Annotated in this window: 16 protein-coding genes and 2 pseudogenes; 7 read left to right on the forward strand and 11 right to left on the reverse strand. The window is 71.0% G+C overall.

Annotated elements, in window-relative coordinates:
- Positions 1–212: 212 nt before the first annotated feature.
- Positions 213–773, reverse strand: coding sequence for a GNAT family N-acetyltransferase (locus ACWEKM_RS17730; RefSeq protein WP_451622101.1), 561 nt, complete (start codon positions 771–773; stop codon positions 213–215).
- A gap of 10 nt (positions 774–783) precedes the next feature.
- The gene (locus tag ACWEKM_RS17735) at positions 784–2,148 is read right to left on the reverse strand and encodes a hypothetical protein (RefSeq protein ID WP_451622102.1); all 1,365 of its coding nucleotides are present in this window, start codon (positions 2,146–2,148) and stop codon (positions 784–786) included.
- A gap of 628 nt (positions 2,149–2,776) precedes the next feature.
- Here ACWEKM_RS17735 and ACWEKM_RS17740 point away from each other — a divergent pair.
- Positions 2,777–3,115: a hypothetical protein gene (locus tag ACWEKM_RS17740; protein WP_451622103.1), complete on the forward strand. Its 339-nt coding sequence runs from the start codon at positions 2,777–2,779 to the stop codon at positions 3,113–3,115.
- Between the two features lie 65 nt (positions 3,116–3,180).
- Positions 3,181–3,564 (forward strand): annotated as a pseudogene (locus ACWEKM_RS17745) (thiamine pyrophosphate-dependent enzyme); the annotation flags it as partial.
- A gap of 15 nt (positions 3,565–3,579) precedes the next feature.
- Here the strand turns inward: ACWEKM_RS17745 and ACWEKM_RS17750 are convergent.
- Together ACWEKM_RS17750 and ACWEKM_RS17755 are read right to left on the reverse strand one after the other, a co-directional pair.
- Positions 3,580–3,933 carry a peptidase inhibitor family I36 protein gene (locus ACWEKM_RS17750; RefSeq protein ID WP_451622104.1) on the reverse strand — a complete coding sequence of 118 codons (354 nt, stop codon included), beginning with the start codon at positions 3,931–3,933 and terminating at the stop codon, positions 3,580–3,582.
- 181 nt (positions 3,934–4,114) lie between these two features.
- Positions 4,115–4,918, reverse strand: coding sequence for an endonuclease I family protein (locus tag ACWEKM_RS17755; RefSeq protein ID WP_451622105.1), 804 nt, complete (start codon positions 4,916–4,918; stop codon positions 4,115–4,117).
- A 263-nt stretch (positions 4,919–5,181) separates the two neighbouring features.
- Here ACWEKM_RS17755 and ACWEKM_RS17760 point away from each other — a divergent pair, with 263 nt between their 5' ends.
- Both ACWEKM_RS17760 and ACWEKM_RS17765 read left to right on the forward strand, forming a co-directional pair.
- Positions 5,182–6,057 (forward strand): serine hydrolase, encoded by an 876-nt coding sequence (locus ACWEKM_RS17760; protein ID WP_451622106.1) that lies wholly within the window; start codon positions 5,182–5,184, stop codon positions 6,055–6,057.
- Positions 6,058–6,110: 53 nt separating this feature from the next.
- Complete coding sequence (locus ACWEKM_RS17765; RefSeq protein WP_451622107.1) at positions 6,111–7,136, forward strand: esterase-like activity of phytase family protein; 1,026 nt, start codon at positions 6,111–6,113, stop codon at positions 7,134–7,136.
- Positions 7,137–7,316: 180 nt separating this feature from the next.
- Here ACWEKM_RS17765 and ACWEKM_RS17770 read toward each other — a convergent pair whose 3' ends face one another.
- On the reverse strand, positions 7,317–8,123 hold the full coding sequence (locus ACWEKM_RS17770; protein WP_451622108.1) for a hypothetical protein: 807 nt from the start codon (positions 8,121–8,123) through the stop codon (positions 7,317–7,319).
- A 447-nt stretch (positions 8,124–8,570) separates the two neighbouring features.
- On the opposite strand from ACWEKM_RS17770, the gene ACWEKM_RS17775 reads away from it, so the two are divergent.
- The 3 genes from ACWEKM_RS17775 (at position 8,571) to ACWEKM_RS17785 (ending at position 14,565) form a co-directional block, all read left to right on the forward strand.
- Positions 8,571–12,314, forward strand: a complete 3,744-nt coding sequence (locus tag ACWEKM_RS17775) for an ABC transporter ATP-binding protein (protein WP_451622126.1) — start codon at positions 8,571–8,573, stop codon at positions 12,312–12,314.
- Between the two features lie 248 nt (positions 12,315–12,562).
- Complete coding sequence (locus tag ACWEKM_RS17780) at positions 12,563–12,940, forward strand: hypothetical protein (protein WP_451622109.1); 378 nt, start codon at positions 12,563–12,565, stop codon at positions 12,938–12,940.
- A gap of 191 nt (positions 12,941–13,131) precedes the next feature.
- Positions 13,132–14,565 (forward strand): S28 family serine protease, encoded by a 1,434-nt coding sequence (locus ACWEKM_RS17785; protein ID WP_451622110.1) that lies wholly within the window; start codon positions 13,132–13,134, stop codon positions 14,563–14,565.
- A gap of 20 nt (positions 14,566–14,585) precedes the next feature.
- Here the strand turns inward: ACWEKM_RS17785 and ACWEKM_RS17790 are convergent, their stop codons facing one another.
- The 6 genes and pseudogenes from ACWEKM_RS17790 to ACWEKM_RS17815 form a co-directional block, all read right to left on the reverse strand.
- Positions 14,586–15,227: a hypothetical protein gene (locus tag ACWEKM_RS17790; protein ID WP_451622111.1), complete on the reverse strand. Its 642-nt coding sequence runs from the start codon at positions 15,225–15,227 to the stop codon at positions 14,586–14,588.
- Between the two features lie 112 nt (positions 15,228–15,339).
- Complete coding sequence (locus tag ACWEKM_RS17795) at positions 15,340–17,190, reverse strand: glycoside hydrolase family 3 protein (protein ID WP_451622112.1); 1,851 nt, start codon at positions 17,188–17,190, stop codon at positions 15,340–15,342.
- 288 nt (positions 17,191–17,478) lie between these two features.
- Complete coding sequence (locus tag ACWEKM_RS17800; RefSeq protein ID WP_451622113.1) at positions 17,479–18,276, reverse strand: sugar phosphate isomerase/epimerase family protein; 798 nt, start codon at positions 18,274–18,276, stop codon at positions 17,479–17,481.
- A gap of 21 nt (positions 18,277–18,297) precedes the next feature.
- Positions 18,298–19,269, reverse strand: coding sequence for a bifunctional helix-turn-helix transcriptional regulator/GNAT family N-acetyltransferase (locus ACWEKM_RS17805; RefSeq protein ID WP_451622114.1), 972 nt, complete (start codon positions 19,267–19,269; stop codon positions 18,298–18,300).
- Between the two features lie 180 nt (positions 19,270–19,449).
- Complete coding sequence (locus ACWEKM_RS17810) at positions 19,450–20,496, reverse strand: LacI family DNA-binding transcriptional regulator (RefSeq protein ID WP_451622115.1); 1,047 nt, start codon at positions 20,494–20,496, stop codon at positions 19,450–19,452.
- A 284-nt stretch (positions 20,497–20,780) separates the two neighbouring features.
- A pseudogene (locus ACWEKM_RS17815) lies at positions 20,781–20,861 on the reverse strand (RbsD/FucU domain-containing protein); the annotation flags it as partial.
- Positions 20,862–20,957 lie beyond the last annotated feature (96 nt).

The raw sequence follows: 20,957 nt of genomic DNA on the forward strand, positions 1-20,957 counted from the left end.
GGTTGCATTTCAGCCACGAAGGTTGTTTTAGCGCCACTCCACATGTGATTGAGCTGGTCTCGCCTGCCGCGGCGCCCGGCAATCGCCACGCCAGTTGATCCAGCAGCCTCTTGATCATCGCGCCCGATCCCGACGAGTCAGGTCGAGCCGGACCACCGGGACCTAGCGCCTGCCCAGCTCCTCGATGACGACGTCGGCCGTCATGTCGTCGATCAGGCTGTGGCCTGCGAAAGACGCCATTCTCGATCGAGAATGGCGTGCACGACTGAGTCACGCCAGCGGCCGGCCTTGAAGACGTGCTCGCGGATCGTGCCTTCCTCGGTCATTCCTGCCGCAGTCATGGTCTTCGCTGACGCTTCGTTCAGCGGAGAGCGAGCCCCCCAGACGCGGTGAAGATCCAGCCCCTCGAATCCCAGTTCAAGAAGGAGGCATACCGCTTCGAGGCCGTAGCCGACCCCCCAGGCGTCCGGGCGCAGAGCGAAGCCCATCGTGGCTGCGCGCTGCTGGTGGGGATCGGCCGCCAGGCGGCCGAACCCGATCAGTCGGGTCGTGTCTCGCTCGATGATGGCGAGCGCGTACTCCGATCGTGGCGTGTCCGTCGCTGCGGCGATCGAGCGCGCCACGATCTGGCCGACCTGCTCGCGCGTGCGGGGCTCGAAGGAGAGGTGCTCCGTAGCCTCGGGGCTGCCGTAGACAGCGAGTACCGCTTCGACGTCATCGACGGCGAGTTCGCGCAGTTCCAGGCGCGCGCTGGACCGCTGGACCGGGTACATTCTCCCGACTCTACCCGCGCGGCAGGGCCGGCCGGCTGGTGGGGAACGCCTCGATCTCGGCGCGCAGGTCCCGTGCTGCGGCGGAGTTGTGTGCGGGACTGTGCGTGATGGTCTGACGGACACGCAGAGCGGATACGACGATGCCGTTGTTGCGGTGCGAGGCGGGGAGGTCCAGGACGGGGCGGATCGCTTCGGCGGTCCCGTCGACATCGCCGTTGAACAGTCGGATCATCGCCAGGTCGCACTGCGATCCGGCGAGGTCTCCGAAGGCCCAGTTCGGGGATTCCGGATCGCTGAAGCCCAGTACCGCTTGCTCGGCCTGCGCTACGAGCTGGGCGTCGCCGTGGCCGAGCAGCGCCTCGGACTCCACCGCGTAGTACGACTGCTTCTCCTGGGGGTAGGTGAACAGGCCGCCGAGCAGGTCCAGGTCGTCAAGCACGACACGCTCACGCCTGTCGGCTGCCTGCTGGGTGAGGGCGCGCACGCTCTCCTCGTCACCGAGAGCGGCCGCGGCGCGAGCCTGGAGACCCAGGAGCCACAGCCCGACGGTGCCGCGCAGGTTCGCCGCGGTCTCCGCGCCCTTGCTCGCGTAGTGGTAGGCGTCACTTGGCTTGTTGGCCCAGTACGCGATGAGCGACATCAGTCCATCGGTGAGAGCGATGAGTCCGGCGTGCTCGGCGTCTCGTGCGCATGCTGCGGCGACCCGTGTCATGGTCTTCGCCTCGTGCGTGTCCTCCATGTCGTTGAAGCCCTTGGCGACGAGGAACGACAGCACCGCCGCCTTGACGTTGAGGTCACGGAGCTGTGACGGCCGTACCCTGCCGCCCTCCAGGAGAGCGAAGACCTGGTCCTGGGTCTCCAGGAGGTCGGGCCAGATCGCGGCCAGAGGCTCCCGCGGGTACGCGATGACCAGGCGCTGCACCTCGTCATCCAGCAGGCCGAGTGTGTCGTCTCCTACCGCACCGCGGTCTTTGCCGAGCAGGAAGTCTTTTGCGCGTCGTACAGCCATCGCGCCTGTCCTTTTCATCTCGTTGAGGTCCACGTCGGTCTCGACGTGAGGTTGGTTCGGTGACGCGCCGGCCAGCGGAACGAGGTTCGGCTTGGAGCCCTCGGGTACTTCCGTCCAGAGGCTGTCGATGCTGTAGCCGAGCATCTCCACGATCGCGGGTCGGAACACCCGCTGCGGCTTCCGGCCCTCGTAGATCCAGCCCTCGATGGTCTTTGGAGCCGGATCCGCGTTCGTCACTCCGAGTCGCTTCGCCGCCTTCCGATAGTGCGGAAGGAAGTCGTCGGGTGTCCGTATGCCTCGTTCTTCGAGCAGGCTCCGGAAGAACAACAACATTGCCTCCCACACATCAGGCGCCGAGCAGGTCACTGCTCCGACGGTAGGACGTCGTCCTCATCAAGTTGCCCTCATACGAAGGTTCTTATTGACTCCGAGGAGAGTCCGGGGGAGGCCGAGGTCCTACGTCAACTGAACGCAAAAATCCGAGGCTGGTCAGGGGGTAGATCCGTCTGCGCCTGGTTGCAAAGCTCGTTCCAGCCATCGCTGAGAGTGCCTTGATGAGCACGATCTGACTGGGATTATTTTCCCGGGAACCCGCCCATGCAGCACCACCCCGCACAAAGCGATACCCCCGCGACCGTGTGACCGCGTGCGACCGGTCCGGGGGCGTGGTCATCAACGAACCCAAGGAAGTTGACGACATGAGTCACCGTATCGCCGGTCCCTTCAATCCGCTGCTCCGGCTCCTGCGCCGCCCACACCGAGGCGCGAACCGAGGCGTTGTCGTTGCCGCCGCCGATCGGCCGTGTCGGTGCCTCGGCTCCTCTTGTGCCGACGCCCCGTACGTGAGTGGACCGGCCGCCCACCACACCGGTCACCGGCCCCCGACGGCACCGGCAACGACCCGGGTGTTCGGGATCGGCGTCGGGTCCCTCGGCATGCTCGCAGCGGATGCGGAGGTCGCCAGGTGAGGGGCGGTGTCACCGGTGCGCACGGGATGAACAGTTCACGACTGCTGCCCTGGGACGGTGCGGAGGGAAAGCCCTGTTACCTCGTGGGTGACGGCACCGGGTATCTCTCCCGCGTCGCCGACACGATCGAGAACGTACAGCTCGGCATGGCGGGTGACCTGCTCGACCATGCCACCGACATGCTCGCCGACCGCAAGGCCACTCCCGTACAACTCCACTTCCTGGCATCCCGCATGGCTGAATCGCTGCGCGACGTCCGACGCATCGCGGACAGCCGGGGTGCCCGCCTTCCTTCACCCGTGTACGCCGACCTCGATGACATCGACGTTCTTGACGATGCCGAGAGCCCCGTAGCGGGAGATTGACCCAACCCTGGTAATGCCGCATCCCCCGCTCAGGGGTGTGGCACTTCATGCGAGCGGGACGAGGTGGCTTTCCGGCGGCGCTCGGTGCGGCCGTCGCCGACCCCGGCCGCCCGGTGCTGGCGGTGTCGGGGGACGGCGGGGCGCTCTATTCGATCGCCGAGTTGGCGACGGCCCGCCAGTACGGTCTGGATGTCACCTGGCTGATCGTCGACGACGGCGGTTACGGCATTCTGCGCGAGTACATGACCGATGCGTTCGGTCAGGCCACGGCGACGGAGCTGGCCCGCCCCGACTATGTGGCGCTGGCCGGGTCCTTCGGGATCCCCGGGGTGTGCAGCAGCCCCGAGACCCTGGAGGCGGACCTGGCGCGAGCGCTCACGTCACCAGGACCGTCGGTGGTCGTACTCCCGGCGGTCCTGCGGATGTTCGCGCCGACGCATCTGGGCTGAGGACGACGGTCCGGGTCAGCAGGCGCCCGGGCCCACGCCGTCCATGCGGCCGCCGAAGTCGCCGTTGTACCGCGAGCGCCAGTCGCCGTTGAACACGTCCCGCTTCTCGACCGGGGACCAGTTGATGAAGCAGGCGCGGGCGCTCGCGACGAAGGAGCCGACGTGGTCGTGCAGACTGGGCGGCATGTCGCGGTAGCCGCTGCGGGACGTCCACTCCCAGTAGGAGCCGCCGAAGCCCTCCCCGCTCCAGAAGCACACCGAACCGTCGGGACAGGACGGGGCGGCGGCCCGGGCGGAGGCGGCCTGGGCGGGCACCACCAGGGTGGTCAGGGCGAGGGCGGCGGCGAGGGACCAGGAACGCAGCTTCATATGGCTCTCCGGAGAAGCGAGTCGGACGCCCCGGCCGAGCGGCCGAGGCGTTCCCATGCTCCTGTCCGGGCTCCGGGACACGCCCGGGTCCGGGAGTGACCTCACCGGTGTGAGCGAAGTAGTCGTTCAAGCACACCGGGACCGGAGCCGTGCCCGCATCCCCGGGGCGGCCGTGGCGCGCCTACCAGATGGCGTCCACCCACTCCGGGTGGTCCACGAACGGGTTCCGGTTGTGCTGGTAGGAGTCGTAGATGACCTGGTTGCGGCGCTCCTCGAAGGCGTCCGGCGGGTCCTCGTCGTTCCACTGCTTCAGGACCGACAGCCGGCCGATGTACGGGGTGCTGCCGTTGTTGACCTTGTCGTCCGGTTCGAGGTCAGCGAAGCCGTCGCCGCCCTCGTAACGGACCGCCATGTAGAGGATCATGCGGGCCACGTCGCCCTTGACGGCGTCGCGGGGCTCGAACGAGTCCGAGTCGGTGCGGCTGCCGCCGGAGTTGGTGAAGGTGCTGCCGCCGTTGTCGAAGTCCTTGTTGCCGCGGGTGGAGTTGACCTGGACGTCCTCGGGGCGGATGTGGTGCAGATCGGTGCCGGGGCCGGTCGAGGTGGTGAGGTTGCCGTGCGAGACCGCCCAGACGTGCTCGCGATTCCAGTCGCCGACGTTGCCGCCGTTGAGGGACTTGCTGCGGGAGATGCCCGAGTACAGCAGGACCACGTTGTTGCTGTTGTTCGGGTCCTGGTCGGTCACCTTCAACGCGTCCCACAACTGCGCGTAGGACAGCTTGCTCTGGCCGCTGATGATCGTGTGCAGGGCGGACTTGAGGTTCGTGCCCGTCTTGCCGATCGCGTTCTTGTAGTACGTCGAGTCGTACGCGGTCGTCGTCGCCTGGGCCGGGGTCGCGGTGAGGGTGGGGGCGGTGAGCGCGACCAGGACGGTGGCCGTGGTCAACGCCACTGTCCTCCAGCGGCGCAGGGGTGTCGCCAGCATCATGTGGGGTCCGTTCTACGCGGGTTGAAGGAGGCGGCACCCTAGAGTGACATGGACATGCGGGGGTGGGGGTGTACGGCGAGTGTCGGTTGCATGACGGGATGCGAGGTGTCCCGTACGCCGTGCGCCGAGGGCCCCGGGCGTGGGGTTTTCGTTCCGGCGGCGGCCGGTCGGGTGCGGGCGGCGGCAGGACTTGGGGGATTTATCCGGCAAGTGGGCCTGCGCGTACAACCTTTCCTTTGTACCCGTGAGTCAACAGGTGCATGAATCATCGGATATCCAGACGCGCCGCGGTCCTGGCGGCGGGCGTCGGTGCCGCGGCGCTCGTGCCGGGTCTCGTCGTCGCCGCCCCGGCGGTCGCCGCCACCGCGCCTGCCGCCACCGCGCCCGCGGTCAGCTGTACGTCCGCCGAGGCGGACCTCGCCGCCAAGTTGAAGAAGGACATCACGGCCGCCCTCGCGGGCCGCAAGGGCACCGTCGCCGTCGGCCTCTACGACCGCACCTCGCGGACGACCTGCACGCTGCGTCCCACCACCGCCTACGACTCGGCCAGCGTCGTCAAGGTCACCGTCCTCGCCACGCTGCTGTGGGACGCGAAGGAGCACAACCGCTATCTGACCGACCGTGAGGCCACGCTCGCCAAGGCCATGATCACCAAGTCGGACAACGACGCGACCAGCAAGCTGTGGAAGCAGCTGGGCCTGACGAAGATCAAGGGCTTCCTGGCCGCCGCGAAGATGACACAGACCGAACCGGGCACGAACGGCCACTGGGGCCTGACCCAGATCACCGTGACCGACGAGCAGAAGCTGCTGAAGCTCGTCACCGCCAAGAACACCGTGCTCAGCGACAACTCCCGCGCCTACCTGCGCAAGCTGATGGGCCAGGTCGTCTCGTCGCAGCGCTGGGGGACCCCGTACGGCGCCCCCTCCGATGTCTCCGTGCACGTCAAAAACGGCTGGCTACAGCGCTCCACGCACGGCTGGCGGGTGCACAGCGTCGGCACGTTCGACGGCCGTGGGCACGACTACATGATCACCGTGCTGACCCACGGCAACAGCACGATGAACTACGGCATCGGCACCATCCAGGGCGTGGCCAAGGCCATCCACAAGGACCTCGCCGCGGCTGGGAGTTGAGCCTTCACTGCGCGGACCCCACGGCGTCACCGAGCTGCCCTACGGTGACGCCCATGCGCATGAGAACCGCACTCGCCACCTTCACCGCCGCGCTGGCCGCGGCCACCTGCCTCACCGCCGCGGGCACCGCCGGGGCGGCCCCCGCGGCGGGCAACGCCTGCTCGCCCGCCGTCTCCATCGACCGCTTCTCGGACGCGCTCGACAAGACGACGTACGAGGGCACCTTCGTCGGCAACTTCTCCGCGCTCGCCGTGGACCGCGACGGCTCCCTCGCCGCCCTCTCCGACCGCTCCGAGCTCTTCGGGCTCAACGCGCGGACCCTCCAGCCGAGGTCGGTCCTCTCGCTCGCCGACGAGAAGGGCGCCCAGCTGGACTCCGAGGGCCTGGTCATCGACCGCGACGGGACCCGGCTGGTCAGCTCCGAGACCGAGCCGTCCGTACGCCGTTACTCCCGCGACGGCCGGATCCTCGACCGGCTGCCGGTCCCGTCCGCCCTGCTGGTCGCCCCGGCGGGCCGCGCCAAGACCAACCTGACCTTCGAGGGCCTGACTCTGCTGCCCGGCGGGCGCACCCTGCTCGCCGGCATGGAGGGCGCGCTCTCCGGCGACGACGCCGACACCGTCCGCTTCCAGACCTGGCAGCGGACGAAGGGCGACCACTTCCGCCTCTCCGCGCAGTACGCCTACCGCACCGACCGGGGGCTCGGCGTCCCCGAGGTCCAGGCGACCCGCGACGGCCGACTGCTGGTCCTGGAGCGTGGCTTCACCGCCGGCGTCGGCAACACCGTCCGCCTCTACCTGGCCGATCCGCGGCACGCCACCGACACCAGCGGCGTCGAGAACCTGACCGGCCAGAAGGACGTGCGGCTGATCAAGAAGACCCTGCTGGCGGACCTCGCCGACTGCCCGTCCCTGGGCGCCACCGCCAAGCAGCCCCAGCCCAACCCCCTCCTCGACAACATCGAGGGCATGGCGATCACAGGCCGCGAACGGGGCCGCCTGAAGGTCGTCCTGGTCAGCGACGACAACCAGAACGCGGCGCAGACGACGCGCTTCTACTACCTGCGCGTACGCGTCTGACCACCGCCGCCCCACGACCCGGCCGACGGCCACAGGCAGGATCAAGCGCCTCGCCGCCCGCGCACGTGGACAACGCCCCTCGTACGACCGCCCACGACCGTACGAGGGGCCTGCGAGTCGCGTGCCAGGGGCATGCGAGGGGCGTTGTTGTGGGCCGTGGGGGTGTGCGTGTGCCGGCGCCTACTCCGCCGTGACCCCTCTGTGGTCGGTCCACGCCCGGCCGGCCTCGACCATGGCCTTCGGCCAGTCCTCATCCGGCTTCCGCTCGGCGAAGGCGCGGTACATCCGAACGTTGGCGACGGCGAAGGCATCGATCGCCCTCGGATCGGCCCTGCGCCATGCGGGCAACTGGGCCGCCCACTTCTCCGCCCCGTCCGGGGTGTGGCCGGCCGCGATGAGCTGACCGACGAGAAGCGCAGGATCCATGAAGCCCGCCCCCCTGGTCGGCCATGCCCAGTCCACCACCCACACGCGGCGCCCGGCTACGAACATGTTGCTCGGGTTGATGTCCGTGTAGAGAAGCGAGTCAAAGTCACCCCGGAACAGCTCAGCCTCCGAACCGGTGGCGAACCGGTCCCATCGGATATCGGTCCACTCTCGGGCGATCTCCGGAAGGGGCAGCCGGCCGATCTGCCCGAGGGCGTCCACCACCAGGGGAAGATCCGGCGAGCCGGGTGCGAAGTCAGCCGAGCGGCCGTCGACCGCTTCGAAGCCCAGGACCAGCCAGTTTTCCGCCTCCACGTCCCACAGCAGGGGTGGCGAGAGGTGTCCGAGGTAGGCGTTGATCCGTCTTTCCCTGATGAGGGACTTCCGTCGGCCACCGGGCCGGTTGCGCATGGCCTTCAAGAAGAAGGGGCCCTTCGCGCAGTCGACCATGGCCGTCAGGTCCGAGCTGAAGCCGCGCTCGGTCCGCCGGATCCCGGTGACCGGGCCCGTGTGCTCCCGGATCAGGGGGAGGATCGCATCCTCGGGAAGTTCGGTGCCCATTTCCATGGTCTTCCATGGTCCGTTCAGTTCTTAGGCGGCATTTACGTCCGGGGGTCACCGGACGGCATTCGTCGCCCCCACGGATGTCTCCGCTGTCTCCGCGTTCATCGCCTTCCGCAGAGTACGCGCGGGCTCCGTGAGCGAGAGAACGGCTGCCCCAGAGCCGCCCGCGGCCGGAACCGGGCATGTTCGGCGACTTGCCGAGCCGGAACCGCCCGGATCCCGAAACCGCCCACAGCGGGGACTCGGCCGTCCCGGAATCGGCCGTCCCGGAATCGGCCGTCCCGGAATCGGCCGTCCCGGAATCGGCTCCGCCTCGGACCCGGCTCCGCCCGCACCCCGCCGAACCCAACGGAGTGGTTTGTTGCGGGGGGATGAAATCCGGTGCTCCGGGCGTTGATCCTGCGACGGAGCAGGACGACGCAGGACGACGTGGGAGGCGGCGGCGTGGTAGCGGAGCGGGGATGGGCGAGGCGGCTGGCCGGGTATGCCTGGCGGTATCCCAAGGACGTCGTTCTCGCGCTCGGCTCCTCCCTCGCGGGCATGGCCGTGATGGCGCTGGTCCCGCTGGTCACCAAGGTGATCATCGACGAGGTGATCGGTGACCACAGCCGCGCCATGGCCCCCTGGGCGGGCACCCTGATCGGCGCCGCCCTGCTGGTCTACGTCTTCGCCTACGTCCGCCGCTACTACGGCGGCCGGCTCGCCCTCGACGTCCAGCACGACCTGCGGACCGAGATGTACGAGACGATCACCCGGCTCGACGGCCGCCGCCAGGACGAGCTGTCCACCGGCCAGGTGGTCGGCCGCGCCACCAGCGATCTCCAGCTGATCCAGGGCCTGCTCTTCATGCTCCCGATGACCATCGGGAACGTCCTGCTCTTCCTGGTCTCCCTGGCCGTCATGGCCTGGCTGTCGCTGCCGCTGACCCTGATCGCCCTCGCCGTCGCCCCCGCCCTCGGCTGGATTGCCCGGCGCAGCCGCTCCCGGCTGCACCCCGCCACCTGGTACGCGCAGGCCCAGGCCGCCGCCGTCGCGGGCGTCGTCGACGGCGCCGTCACCGGCGTACGCGTGGTGAAGGGCTTCGGACAGGAGGAACAGGAGACCGGCAAGCTGCGCGACGTCGGCCGCCGGCTGTTCGCCGGGCGCCTGCGCACCATCCGGCTGAACAGCACGTACACGCCCGCGCTCCAGGCCGTACCGGCCCTCGGCCAGGTCGCCATGCTGGCCGTCGGCGGCTGGCTCGCGGTGCGCGGCCACATCACCCTCGGCACCTTCGTCGCCTTCTCCACCTACCTCGCCCAGCTGGTCGGCCCGGTCCGCATGCTCGCCATGGTGCTCACCGTCGGCCAGCAGGCCCGGGCCGGCACCGAGCGTGTCCTGGAGCTGATCGACACCGAGCCGAGCCTGCGTGAGGGCACCAAGACCCTGCCCGCCGACGCCCCCGCGACCGTCGAGTTCGACGACGTGTCCTTCGGGTACCACCCGGGCCACCCGGTCCTGCAAGGGCTGAGCTTCGAGATCCGTCCGGGCGAGACCCTGGCCGTGGTCGGCTCCTCCGGCTCCGGCAAGTCGACGGTCTCGCTGCTGCTGCCGCGCTTCTACGACGTCACCCACGGCGCCGTCCTGATCGGCGGCCACGATGTGCGCGAGCTGACCTCCGACTCCCTGCGGGCCGCGATCGGCCTCGTCCCCGAGGACTCCTTCCTCTTCTCCGACAGCGTGCGCGCCAACATCGCCTACGGCCGCCCGGACGCGACCTTCGAGGAGATCGAGAAGGCCGCCCGCGCCGCCCAGGCGGACCGTTTCGTCACCGAGCTGGCCGACGGCTACGACACCAAGGTCGGCGAACACGGCCTCACCCTCTCCGGCGGCCAACGCCAGCGCATCGCCCTGGCCCGCGCCCTGCTCACCGACCCGCGGCTGCTGGTCCTCGACGATGCCACCTCCGCCGTGGACGTCCGCGTCGAGCACGAGATCCACGAGGCGCTGAAGCAGGTCATGGAGGGCCGGACCACCCTGCTCATCGCCCACCGCCGTTCCACCCTCGGCCTCGCCGACCGAATAGCCGTCCTCGACGCCGGCCGGCTCGCCGACATCGGCACCCACGACGAACTCCAGGAACGGTCCGCCCTCTACCGCCGCCTGCTCACCGACCCCGACGAACTCGGCGGCGTCTCCCCGGGCCACGCCCGGCCCGTCGTACCGCAGGAGGACACCTCGGTACGCGAGGAACTGGACGCCGAGTTCGACGCCGAGCGCGGCGTGACCCCGCGCCTGTGGAGCGGCGACCGCGAACCGAAGAACCCCAAGGACACAGCCCTCGCGGGCACCCCGGCCACCCCCGAACTGCTCGCCCAGGTCGAGGCGCTGCCCCCGGCGACCGACACCCCCGGCATCGACGAGGCACGGGCCGTCCGGCCGGAGCGGTCGTACGGCCTGCGGCGCCTGCTGCACGGCTTCGGCCTCCCCCTGCTCGTCAGCCTGCTGCTCGTCGCCGTCGACGCGGGCACGGGCCTGCTGCTGCCGGTCCTGATCCGGCACGGCATCGACCAGGGCGTCGGCCGGATGGCGCTGGGCGCCGTCTGGGCGGCCTCGCTGCTCGCCCTGGTCGCCGTCCTCGTGCAGTGGGCGGCGCAGATCGCCGAGACCCGGATGACCGGGCGCACCGGCGAACGCGTCCTGTACTCCCTGCGTCTGAAGATCTTCGCCCAGCTCCAGCGGCTCGGACTCGACTACTACGAGCGGGAGTTGACCGGCCGGATCATGACCCGGATGACCACGGACGTGGACGCGCTGTCCACGTTCCTGCAGACCGGGCTGGTCACCGCGTTCGTCTCGGTCGTCACCTTCTTCGGCATCATGGTCGTCCTGCTGGTGATCGACGTACAGCTCGCGCTGGTCGTCTTCGCCACCCTGCCGCCGCTGCTCGTCGCCACCGTCTTCTTCCGCCGGGCCAGCGTGAAGGCGTACGAACTGGCCCGCGAGCGGGTGTCGGTGGTCAACGCCGACCTTCAGGAGTCGGTGTCCGGGCTGCGCATCGTGCAGGCGTTCCGGCGGGAGCGGGACGGCGCGCGCCGGTTCGCCGAGCGCAGCGACAGCTACCGTGGTGCCCGTATCCGCGGCCAGTGGCTGATCTCCGTCTACTTCCCCTTCGTCCAGCTGTTGGCCTCGGTCGCCGCGGCGGCCGTACTGATCGCGGGCGCGAGCCGGATCGAGGCGGCCACCCTGACCACCGGCGCCCTGGTCGCCTACCTCCTCTACATCGACCTGTTCTTCGCCCCCGTGCAGCAGCTCTCCCAGGTCTTCGACGGCTACCAGCAGGCGTCCGTCTCCCTCGGCCGGATCCGGGAGCTGCTGCGCGAGCCGACGTCCACCGAGTCCGCCGCCGCGCCGCTCGACGTGCCCCGTCTGCGTGGTGACATCGCCTTCGAGGACGTGCACTTCGCGTACCGCACCGACGGGTCGGGCGCGCTCGGCGAGGCGGCCCTCACCGGGATAGACCTGCGGATACCCGCCGGGCAGACCGTGGCCTTCGTCGGCGAGACCGGGGCCGGCAAGTCGACCCTGGTCAAGCTGGTGGCCCGGTTCTACGACCCCACCGCCGGCCGGGTCACGGTCGACGGCACCGATCTGCGCGCCCTCGACCTCACCTCCTACCGGCACCGCCTGGGCGTTGTCCCGCAGGAGGCGTACCTCTTCCAGGGGACCGTCCGCGACGCCATCGCCTACGGCCGCCCCGACGCCACCGACGCCGAGGTGGAGGCCGCGGCCCGGGCGGTCGGCGCGCACGACATGATCGCCCGGCTCGGCGGCTATCTGCACGAGGTCGCCGAGCGCGGCCGCAATCTCTCGGCGGGCCAGCGGCAGCTGATCGCGCTGGCCCGCGCGGAGCTGGTCGACCCCGACGTGCTGCTCCTCGACGAGGCGACGGCGGCCCTCGACCTGGCCACCGAGGCCCAGGTCAACCAGGCCACCGACCGGCTCGCGGGCCGCCGCACCACACTCGTCGTCGCCCACCGGCTCACCACCGCCGCGCGCGCCGACCGGGTCGTCGTGATGGACCACGGGCGGGTCGCCGAGGACGGTACCCACGAGGAGCTGCTGGCGCGCGGCGGACGGTACGCCGAACTGTGGCGGACCTTCGTCGGCCAGTCCGAGCCCGAGGAGCCGGTCGGCGTCCCGGGCTGACGATGCGTCATCTCGGGCTGATCTGCCCGTCATCTTGGGCGGACGGTGCGTCATCTTGGGCGGACGGTGCGTCGGCCGACACGCCGTCAGTCGACTGATGTGCCGTCAACCGGTCGGCCCACCACCGCCCATGGCCGTGCAACCTTGGACGTATGTCGTGCGTCCGTACATCAGTACGTTCACCGCCGCACCGCCGACGGCCGTGCGGCGGCCGTGACATGGGAGGGTCGACAGTGGGCAGTGGTGCGATGCGCAGACGGCTGGCACTCGGCGTGGCCGTGCTGGCCGCCTCCGGGGCGCTCGCCTTTGCGGTGCCCGGCGGCGCGCTGGCGGCGTCGGACGGGTCCTGCGCCGGGCGCAAGGTGAAGTCCCTGCCCTTCTCCACCGGCACCGTGCACATCTACAAGCGCAACGGCTACGTCTGCGCGGTCACGCTCCCCAAGAGGTCCGGTACCAAGCGCACCATGTCGGTCAGCGTGCAGGCCCGCGGCAACCGCCCGGTCGTGGACCAGGGTCGCTATGCACTCCGGGCGGGCCCGGTGCGGGTGCACGCCGGGCACCGGTGCGTATGGGTCAGGGGTTCGGTGGACCGCGGCTCGGTGAGTTCCGGCTGGATCCTGTGCTGACTTCGCCGACGAGGCTGACCCCGCCGATTCCGCTGACCTCGCCGGCCAGGCTGGCCGCGCTGACGCGGCCCGCCCCGCCGACCGGGCGCTGAGCCAATCCCTCCAACACCCCTAACACCCCCAACACCCCCTGGTGTGAAGCGAGTTGCTCCGATAGCTTCCGGCGCACATCCGTTTCACAGGGAGGGTGCATGCGCAAGGCGCTCAGATGGCTGCTCGCGCTCACGGTGCTCATAGGCACCGTGAGCACGGCGGGCGTGGCCACCGCTGCCGGGTCGGTCACCACCGGCGGCACGGACATCAAGGAACGGCTCCTCGCGATACCGGGCATGAGCCTGGTCGAGGAGAAGCCCTACACCGGCTACCGCTTCTTCGTCCTCACCTACACCCAGCCGGTCGACCACCGGGACCCGGCCAAGGGCACGTTCCAGCAGCGGATCACCGTGCTGCACAAGGACGTCTCCCGCCCGACGGTCTTCTACACCGGCGGCTACAACGTCTCCACCACCCCCGGCCGCCGCGAGCCGACCCAGATCGTGGACGGCAACCAGGTCTCCATGGAGTACCGGTTCTTCACTCCGTCCCGCCCGTCCCCGGCCGACTGGTCCAAGCTGGACATCTGGCAGGCGGCCGCAGACCAGCACCGCATCTTCACGGCCCTGAAGAAGATCTACCCCGCCAACTGGCTCGCGACGGGCGGCTCCAAGGGCGGCATGACCGCCACCTACTACGAGCGCTTCTATCCGCGAGACATGGACGGCGTCGTGGCGTACGTGGCCCCCAACGACGTGGTCAACGACGAGGACTCGGCCTATGACCGGTTCTTCGCGACCGTCGGCACCAAGGAGTGCCGGGACCGGCTGAACGCGGTCCAGCGGGAGGCACTGGTACGCCGTGAGGCCCTGGAGAAGACGTACACGGCGTACGCCGCCGACAACGGCTACACCTTCAGCACCATCGGCGGCCTGGACCGCGCCTACGAGGCCGTCGTCCTCGACTACGTCTGGGGCTTCTGGCAGTACAGCGGGCTGTCCGACTGCGACACCGTCCCGGCGGACGCCGAGCACGCCACCGACCAGGAGATCTGGGACTCCGTCGACACGATCTCCGGCTTCTCCGCCTACACCGACCAGGGCCTGGAGTCGTACACGCCGTACTACTACCAGGCGGGCACCCAACTGGGCGCGCCGACGATCCACTTCTCGTACATCGAGAAGAAGTACATCAAGTACGGCTACCAGCCGCCCCGGAACTTCGTGCCGCGGTCCATCCCGATGACGTTCTGGCCGTACGCGATGCGCGACGTGGACACCTGGGTCCGCCACCACGCCACCCGCATGCTCTTCGTCTACGGCCAGAACGACCCCTGGGGCGCCGAGCGGTTCCGCCTCGGCCACGGCGCGCGGGACTCGTACGTGGTCACCGCGCCCGGCATGAACCACGGCGCGAACGTGGCCGGTCTGGTGGCCGACGAGAAGGCGCTCGCCACCGCCCGCATCCTCACCTGGGCGGGCGTCGCCTCCCCGGCGGTCGCGGCGGACCCGTCGGCGGCCCGCCCGCTGGCCCGCTACGACGCCCGGCTGGACGTCCGTGACATGGAGCGCGAACCGGCGCTGCGTCCGTGACGCACGGTGCTGCGCCCGCCCTACAGGCGGCGGGCGCAGCCCACCGGGCGCTCACCGCCGAGCTGCACGTACAGCGCGGTCGTGGCCGGACACCGGTCCCTTGAGGTGACCGTCTCGACCACCTTGAACTGCGGTTTCCGTGACCCCGAGCCGTCGCAGGCCGTCTCCCGTACCTGGCCCGCGCCGGTGCCGTAGACGCAGTCCCCGGCGATGGTGCGGGGGCCGCCCCCGCCGCCCGGGTCGCCCGGGTGCGGCGGCTCCAGCCGGCGCATACAGGCGTAGCCCACCGGGAACGTGCCCTCTCCGTCCTCTCCGTCCTCGCTGCCCTCGCCGGTCGGCTGCCGCGCGCTGATGTGCAGCACGAAGTCGGTGGTCGCGGGGCACGGCAGGCCGTCGCCGACCGCGCCGTCGTACCGGGCGACGACCCGGGCCGCCGCCCGCTCACCGGTGCAGGGCACCTCGGCGAAACGGGTCGTCCCGAACGAGCTGCACTCGCCGACCGCCAGGAACCGCGCGCCGTACCCCGCGGTCCGGCTCGCCGCCGACGGCCCGCCGGGCGGACCGTCCCCGGCATCGCCCGACGCTCCCCGACAGCCCGCCAGCAGGCCGGTGACCAGCGCCGACAGCGCGCACACCACCCCCATGAAACGTCTCCCGCGCATCGCGCTCCCCCCGGACACCCCGTCCAGCGTGGCCCGCGGCGGCGGGCACACGCCAGACATTCGGGAGGTTTTCCGCCTGTTGGCGGTGGTACGCCCGATGCGGGGCGTACGCCTAGTACGACAGCCCGTGCCCGATCGGGTACAACACCTGGGCCGGATCGTCCGCCCGCTGCACCGGCACCGGCAGCCTGCCCCGCGGCCCGACCCGTCCGGCGATCACCCGGGCGGCGGCGCGCAGTTCCACGTCGGTCCATGAGTACGTCGCCAGGTAGCCCGGTACGGACGGCAGATGCGCGACGTCGTACGGGTTGCGGACGGCGACGGCCACGACCGGCTTCCCGGTGGCGAGGAGCTGCTCGACAAGGGACTTCTGGGAGCTGGTCGCCGAGACGTTGTACGTCCCCACGACCACCGCGTCCGCGTCCCGGGCGGCGGCCACCGCCTCGGCGACGGTGGCGTCGGAGGGGTCCGTGCCGGTGGAGAGCGCGGTGGCCGTGAAGCCCAGCTCGGTGAGGGCGGCGGCCAGGACCCCGGTGGGCGGGCCGGTCGTACCGGACGGGGAGGCCGGATCGGCGCCCACCACCAGCAGGTCGCGGTGCGTCCGGCGGGACAGCGGAAGGATGCCGCCCTCGTTGACCAGCAGGGTCGTCGTACGCTCGGCGATCCGGTCGGCGGCGGCCAGGTGCGCGGGCGTGCCGACGGCGCGGCCGACCCGGTCGGCGTCGGCGTACGGGTGGTCGAACAGGCCGAGCCGGGCCTTGAGGCGCAGGATGCGCAGGATCGATGCGTCGAGCCGTGCCTCCGTGAGTTCGCCGCCGCGCACGGCCTCCAGCACGGCGTTCCAGGCCACGTCGAGCCTCGGCGGGTTGAGGAGCTGGTCGACGCCCGCCTTCAGCGCGAGCACGGGCACCCGGTCGTCGCCGTACTTGGTCCGCACGCCCTGCATGCCGAGGGAGTCGGTCACCACGACCCCGTCGTAGCCCAGCTCCTCGCGCAGGATGCCGGTGAGGATGGGACGCGAGAGGGTGGCCGGGTCGCCCGAGTCGTCCAGGGCCGGGAACTGGATGTGCGCGGTCATGATCGAGTCGATGCCGGCCTCGACCGCCGCGCGGAACGGGGCGGCGTCGAGCGCCTCCCACTGGTCCCGGCTGTGGGTGATCACGGGGAAGCCGTAGTGGCTGTCCACGGCGGTGTCGCCGTGCCCGGGGAAGTGCTTGGCGGTCGCCGCGACACCGGACGACTGATATCCCGTCACCTCGGCCGCCACCAGCCCCGCCACGGCGTCCGGGTCGGCGCCGAAGGACCGTACGCCGATGACCGGGTTGGCCGGGTTGACGTTCACGTCGGCGTCGGGGGAGTAGTCCTGGTTGATGCCCATCGCGCGCAGCTCGGCGCCCGAGATGCGGCCCAGGGTGCGGGCGTCGGAGCGGGAGCCGCCCGCGCCGACGGCCATCGCGCCCGGGAAGAGGGTCGCGGGCCTGCCGATCCGGCAGATGATGCCGTGCTCCTGGTCGGTGGCGATGAGGGCGGGCAGCCCGCGGGGCTGGTCGAGGGAGGCCCGCTGGATGCCGTTGGACAACTCGGCGATCTGGCGGGGGTCCTTGGTGTTGTGCGCCCAGGTGAAGTAGATGATGCCGCCGACGTGGTATCTGGCGATCAGCTCGGCGGCGGTCCGTACGCCGATCTCGTTCAGGTTGGCGTCGATGTCGCTCTGGTCGGGGACGGTGGCCGAGTGCCCGTACACCCGCATGACGAAGAGCTGGCCGACCTTCTCCTGAAGGGTCATACGGGAGATGAGGGCGCGGAGTCGTTTGTCGCTGCGGGCGGAGTCGGCGTGTGCGGTGCCGCCGACGGTGAGGGCGGTGGTGCCGCCGACGGCCAGGGCGGCGGTGATGCCCGCGGACGCGGCGAGGACGGTGCGTCTGGCGGGCCGAGCGGTGTTTCCCGCGCTCGTGTCGTGCACGTGCGCTCCTTCCGGAGGGGGATCCGTGGAGATGCAGGGTGAACCACTGAAGGAAACTTCCGAGGAGTCACCAATATCCGGGAAGTTTCTGCCAGTCAAGAGAACGCACAGTACCCACGCTCCCGTGCCCTCACCCCCATTGCCGTTCTCCGGGAAGCCGGGCCGAGCCCTTCGGCCCCGAAGCGCACTGGCGGCGCACCCGGCCGTACAGCCTGCCTGCCCCGCCCGGCCGCGCACAGCCCGCCAGCGCCTTGGCGCGCCGCTACGCCGCCTCGCCACGCCGCTTCGCTACGCCGCTTCGCTCAGCAGTCGCGCCAGGTGCGCGCGGCCCGCGCCCAGCAGGCCCGGCAACGGTGCGGCCGACTCGTACCACCGCTTCTCGTACTCCCAGCACAGCCAGCCGTCCCAGCCGTGTCGGCACAGCACGTCCACGCACTCGGTCAGCGGCAGCACCCCGGAGCCGAGCAGCAGCGGCGTGGTGTCGTCGGCCGAGGCGATGTCCTTGACCTGGACGTAGCCGAGGTACGGGGCGAGCGCCTCGTAGGTCTCCGAGGGCTGCTCGCCGCCCAGCCAGGTGTGCATCACGTCCCACAGCGCACCGACCTGGGGGTGCCCGACCGCACCGAGCACCCGGCTCGCGGCGGCACCGGTGCGGTGCGAGTCATGGGTCTCCAGCAGGATGCGGACGCCGAGGGCCGCGGCCCGCTCGGCGGCACCGGCGAGCCGCCGGACGGCGGTCGCGTCGGCGTCCGCAGCGGACTGGTCGCCCCCGCCGGGGAAGACCCGTACGAAGGGCGCGCCCACGTCATGGGCGAGTTCGAGGAGGCGCCGGATCTCGGTGAGTACGGGCTCGTCGGCGCCGGGCGCGGCGACCCACGCGTACCCGGCGAGGCCCAGCACCTCGACCCCGGCCGCCCTGAACGCGGCGGCCGCGTCGGCCCGTTCGGCGGGTCCGAGGCCCGGGTGCACCGGTTCCTCGGGATGGGCGCGCAACTCGACGCCGTGGAAACCGTGTGCGGTCGCGAGGGCCAGCACCTCGGACAGGGGCAGACCGGGGACGCCGAGGGTGGAGAAGGCGAACTTCATGACCACGGACCTTACTGTCACTCACCGCGTTCCGTGCAGATCCAGCCGCCAGTCCTGCCCGTTCAGATCGCGGCCGAAGGAGCGGTGCGGCTTCTCGGCGACGAGCACGAAGCCATGGCGCTGGTAGATGCGCCGGGCGGCGGCGAGCACGTCGTTGGTCCACAGCACCAGGTCCCGGTAGCCGACCTCGCGCGCGAAGTCGACGACGGCGCCCACCAGCCGGTCCCCGAGCCCGAGCCCGCGCGCCTCGGGCTCGACGAGCAGCAGCCGCAGCCGGGCGGTCGCGGGCGCCTCGTCCCGTACGCACATCACAGAGCCCACCGGCCGTCCGCTTTGGTCCTCGGCGATCCACACCCGCTCCAGACGCGGGTCGTGGTCCTCCGCGAAGTCGGCGACGATGCGGGCGACCAGCCCTTCATAGTCGGAGTTCCAGCCGTACTCGGCGGTGTACAGCGCGGCATTGCGCTGCACGATCCAGCCGAGGTCGCCGGGCCGGGGTTCGCGGAGCGCGACGTCCTCGCGGCCGGCGGCCGGGCCGGGGGTGTGGCTGGGGGTGTGGCCGGGGGTGTGGCCGTCCGGGCCCAGGATGCCCCGGATGGTCCGCATCGCCTCCGTGAGCCGCGGCCGGTCGCCGGGATCGACGGAGCCGAGCAGCGAGCCCACGCTGTCCCGGGCCCGCTCGTCGAGCAGGTCGGCGGCCTCCCGGCCCCGCGGGGTGAGGCTGACGCGCCGGCGCCGCGGGTCCTTGTCGGAGGGGGCTCGCTCGATCAGCCCGTCCTGCTCGAACCTGTTCAGGATCCGGCTCAAGTACCCCGCGTCCAGGGAGAGTTCGGTACGCAGGTCGGCGGCGTCCGTACGGGAGGAGTGCGCGAGTTCGTACAGGACGCGGGACTCGGTGAGGGTGTAGGGGGCGTACAGGTGGCGGCCGTAGTCGAGGGCGCCGATGAGGTTCGTGTAGAAGCGGTTGAAGGCGCGGATGTCCTGGACGGTCATGATGCGGCCCCGATGGTCCGATCCTCGGGCGGTTCCGAAGGATCTGATCCGATGATGGTTGACTCCGATGATGGTTGACTCAGTCAGAGATTCCCTCACCTTGAGGCTAGACCACCGTCCCGCCCCCGTCCATGCCACCCCGCGAGCGGTCTCGCCAGGTGCTCGCCAGGTGCTCGTGGGCTATCGGCGTGGCGGTGTGGAGGAGTCGCGGACCATCAGTTCGCCCCGGATCGTTGCGATCCCGCCGGGGGGTGCCTCCTCGCGGCCCATCGCGATGCGACCCGCGCGTGCGCCGGCCTCGGCGAGCGGCAGGCGGACCGTCGTCAGCGCGGGCACCGCGTCGATGCTGAACGGCAGGTCGTCGAAACCGGCCACCGAGACGTCCTCGGGGATGCGCAGTCCGGACTCGCGCAGCGCCGCGCATGCGCCGAGCGCGACGGAGTCGTTCGCGGCCACCACCGCCGTCAGCGAGGGGTCCCGGCGCAGCAGCTCCAGCGTCGCCTCGTAACCGGCGCGCCGGTCGTAGCGGCCGTGCACCGTCCAGCGCGGGTCCTCGTCGATGCGGGCCGCGGACAGCGCCGCGCGATGGCCCTCCAGCCGGTGCCGGGTGGTCGTGCGTTCCGCGGGGCCCGCGATGTAGCCGAGGCGGCGGTGGCCCAGTCCGATCAGGTGCTCGGTCAGTTCCCGGCCGCCGCCGCGGTCGTCGAAGGTGAGGGCGACGACCTCGGCGCCCGGCGTCGGCGGGCGCCCGCAGAGCACCACCCGGGTGCCCGCCTCGGCCAGCTTGCGCAGCTTCGCCGCCACCGCGGCCACATGCGGGGCGTCCTCCACGGCGCCGCCGGTGAGCACCACGGCCGCGGCCCGCTGCCGCTGCAACAGCGTCAGATACGTCAGTTCGCGCTCCGGCGAGCCGCCGGTGTTGCAGACGACGGCCAGCCGTTCGCCGCCCGCGCGCCCGCCCGGCCCGCCGATCTCGTTCTGGATCGCGCTTGCCATGACGCCGAAGAACGGGTCGGCGATGTCGTGGACGAGGATGCCGACCAGGTCGGAGGTGGCCGCGGCCAGCGCGCTCGCGGGCCCGTTGAGGACGTAGTCCAACTCGTCCACGGCGCGCAGCACCCGCTCCCGCGTCGCGGCGGCCACCGGGTAGTTGCCGTTCAGTACGCGCGACACCGTCGCGGGCGAGACCTGGGCGCGGGCCGCCACGTCCGCCAGGGTCACCGTCATCTCGTCGTCCTCCGGTCGCGCATGTCGTCGTGAGAGGGTACGGGGCCTGTGTGCCGCCGCCCCCGTGAGGGCGGCCGTCCGTCCCCGACCTGCGCGTCGGCCGCCCGAGCCGACCATACGGCCAAGCGGCCCGCTCGTTCGTCTCCTCGAACAACCCGACGTGGACGCGGCCGACTGCACCGGACCGATCGAGGTCGACCTCTTCAACGAACGGCGCCGTACGGTGCCCTGCGGAGCAACGCGGTACGGTCGCCTTTCGCGGTGCCGTACGGCCGCTGGCAGCACACCCCGAAGCCCAGCAGCACGTTCGCGTACGGGCGGGCCTCGCCGGTACGGACGATCAGGCGGGCGGCGGCCCGGAGGGCCGGGTCCACGACCCGCCGCAGGCAGCGAGGTGTCGGCAGGGGGCCGGTGTCGCACCCCGGCACCCCGGGACCCCCGGCACACCGTCGCCGTGGCCC

The sequence above is a fragment of the Streptomyces sp. NPDC004752 genome, from assembly GCF_053601275.1.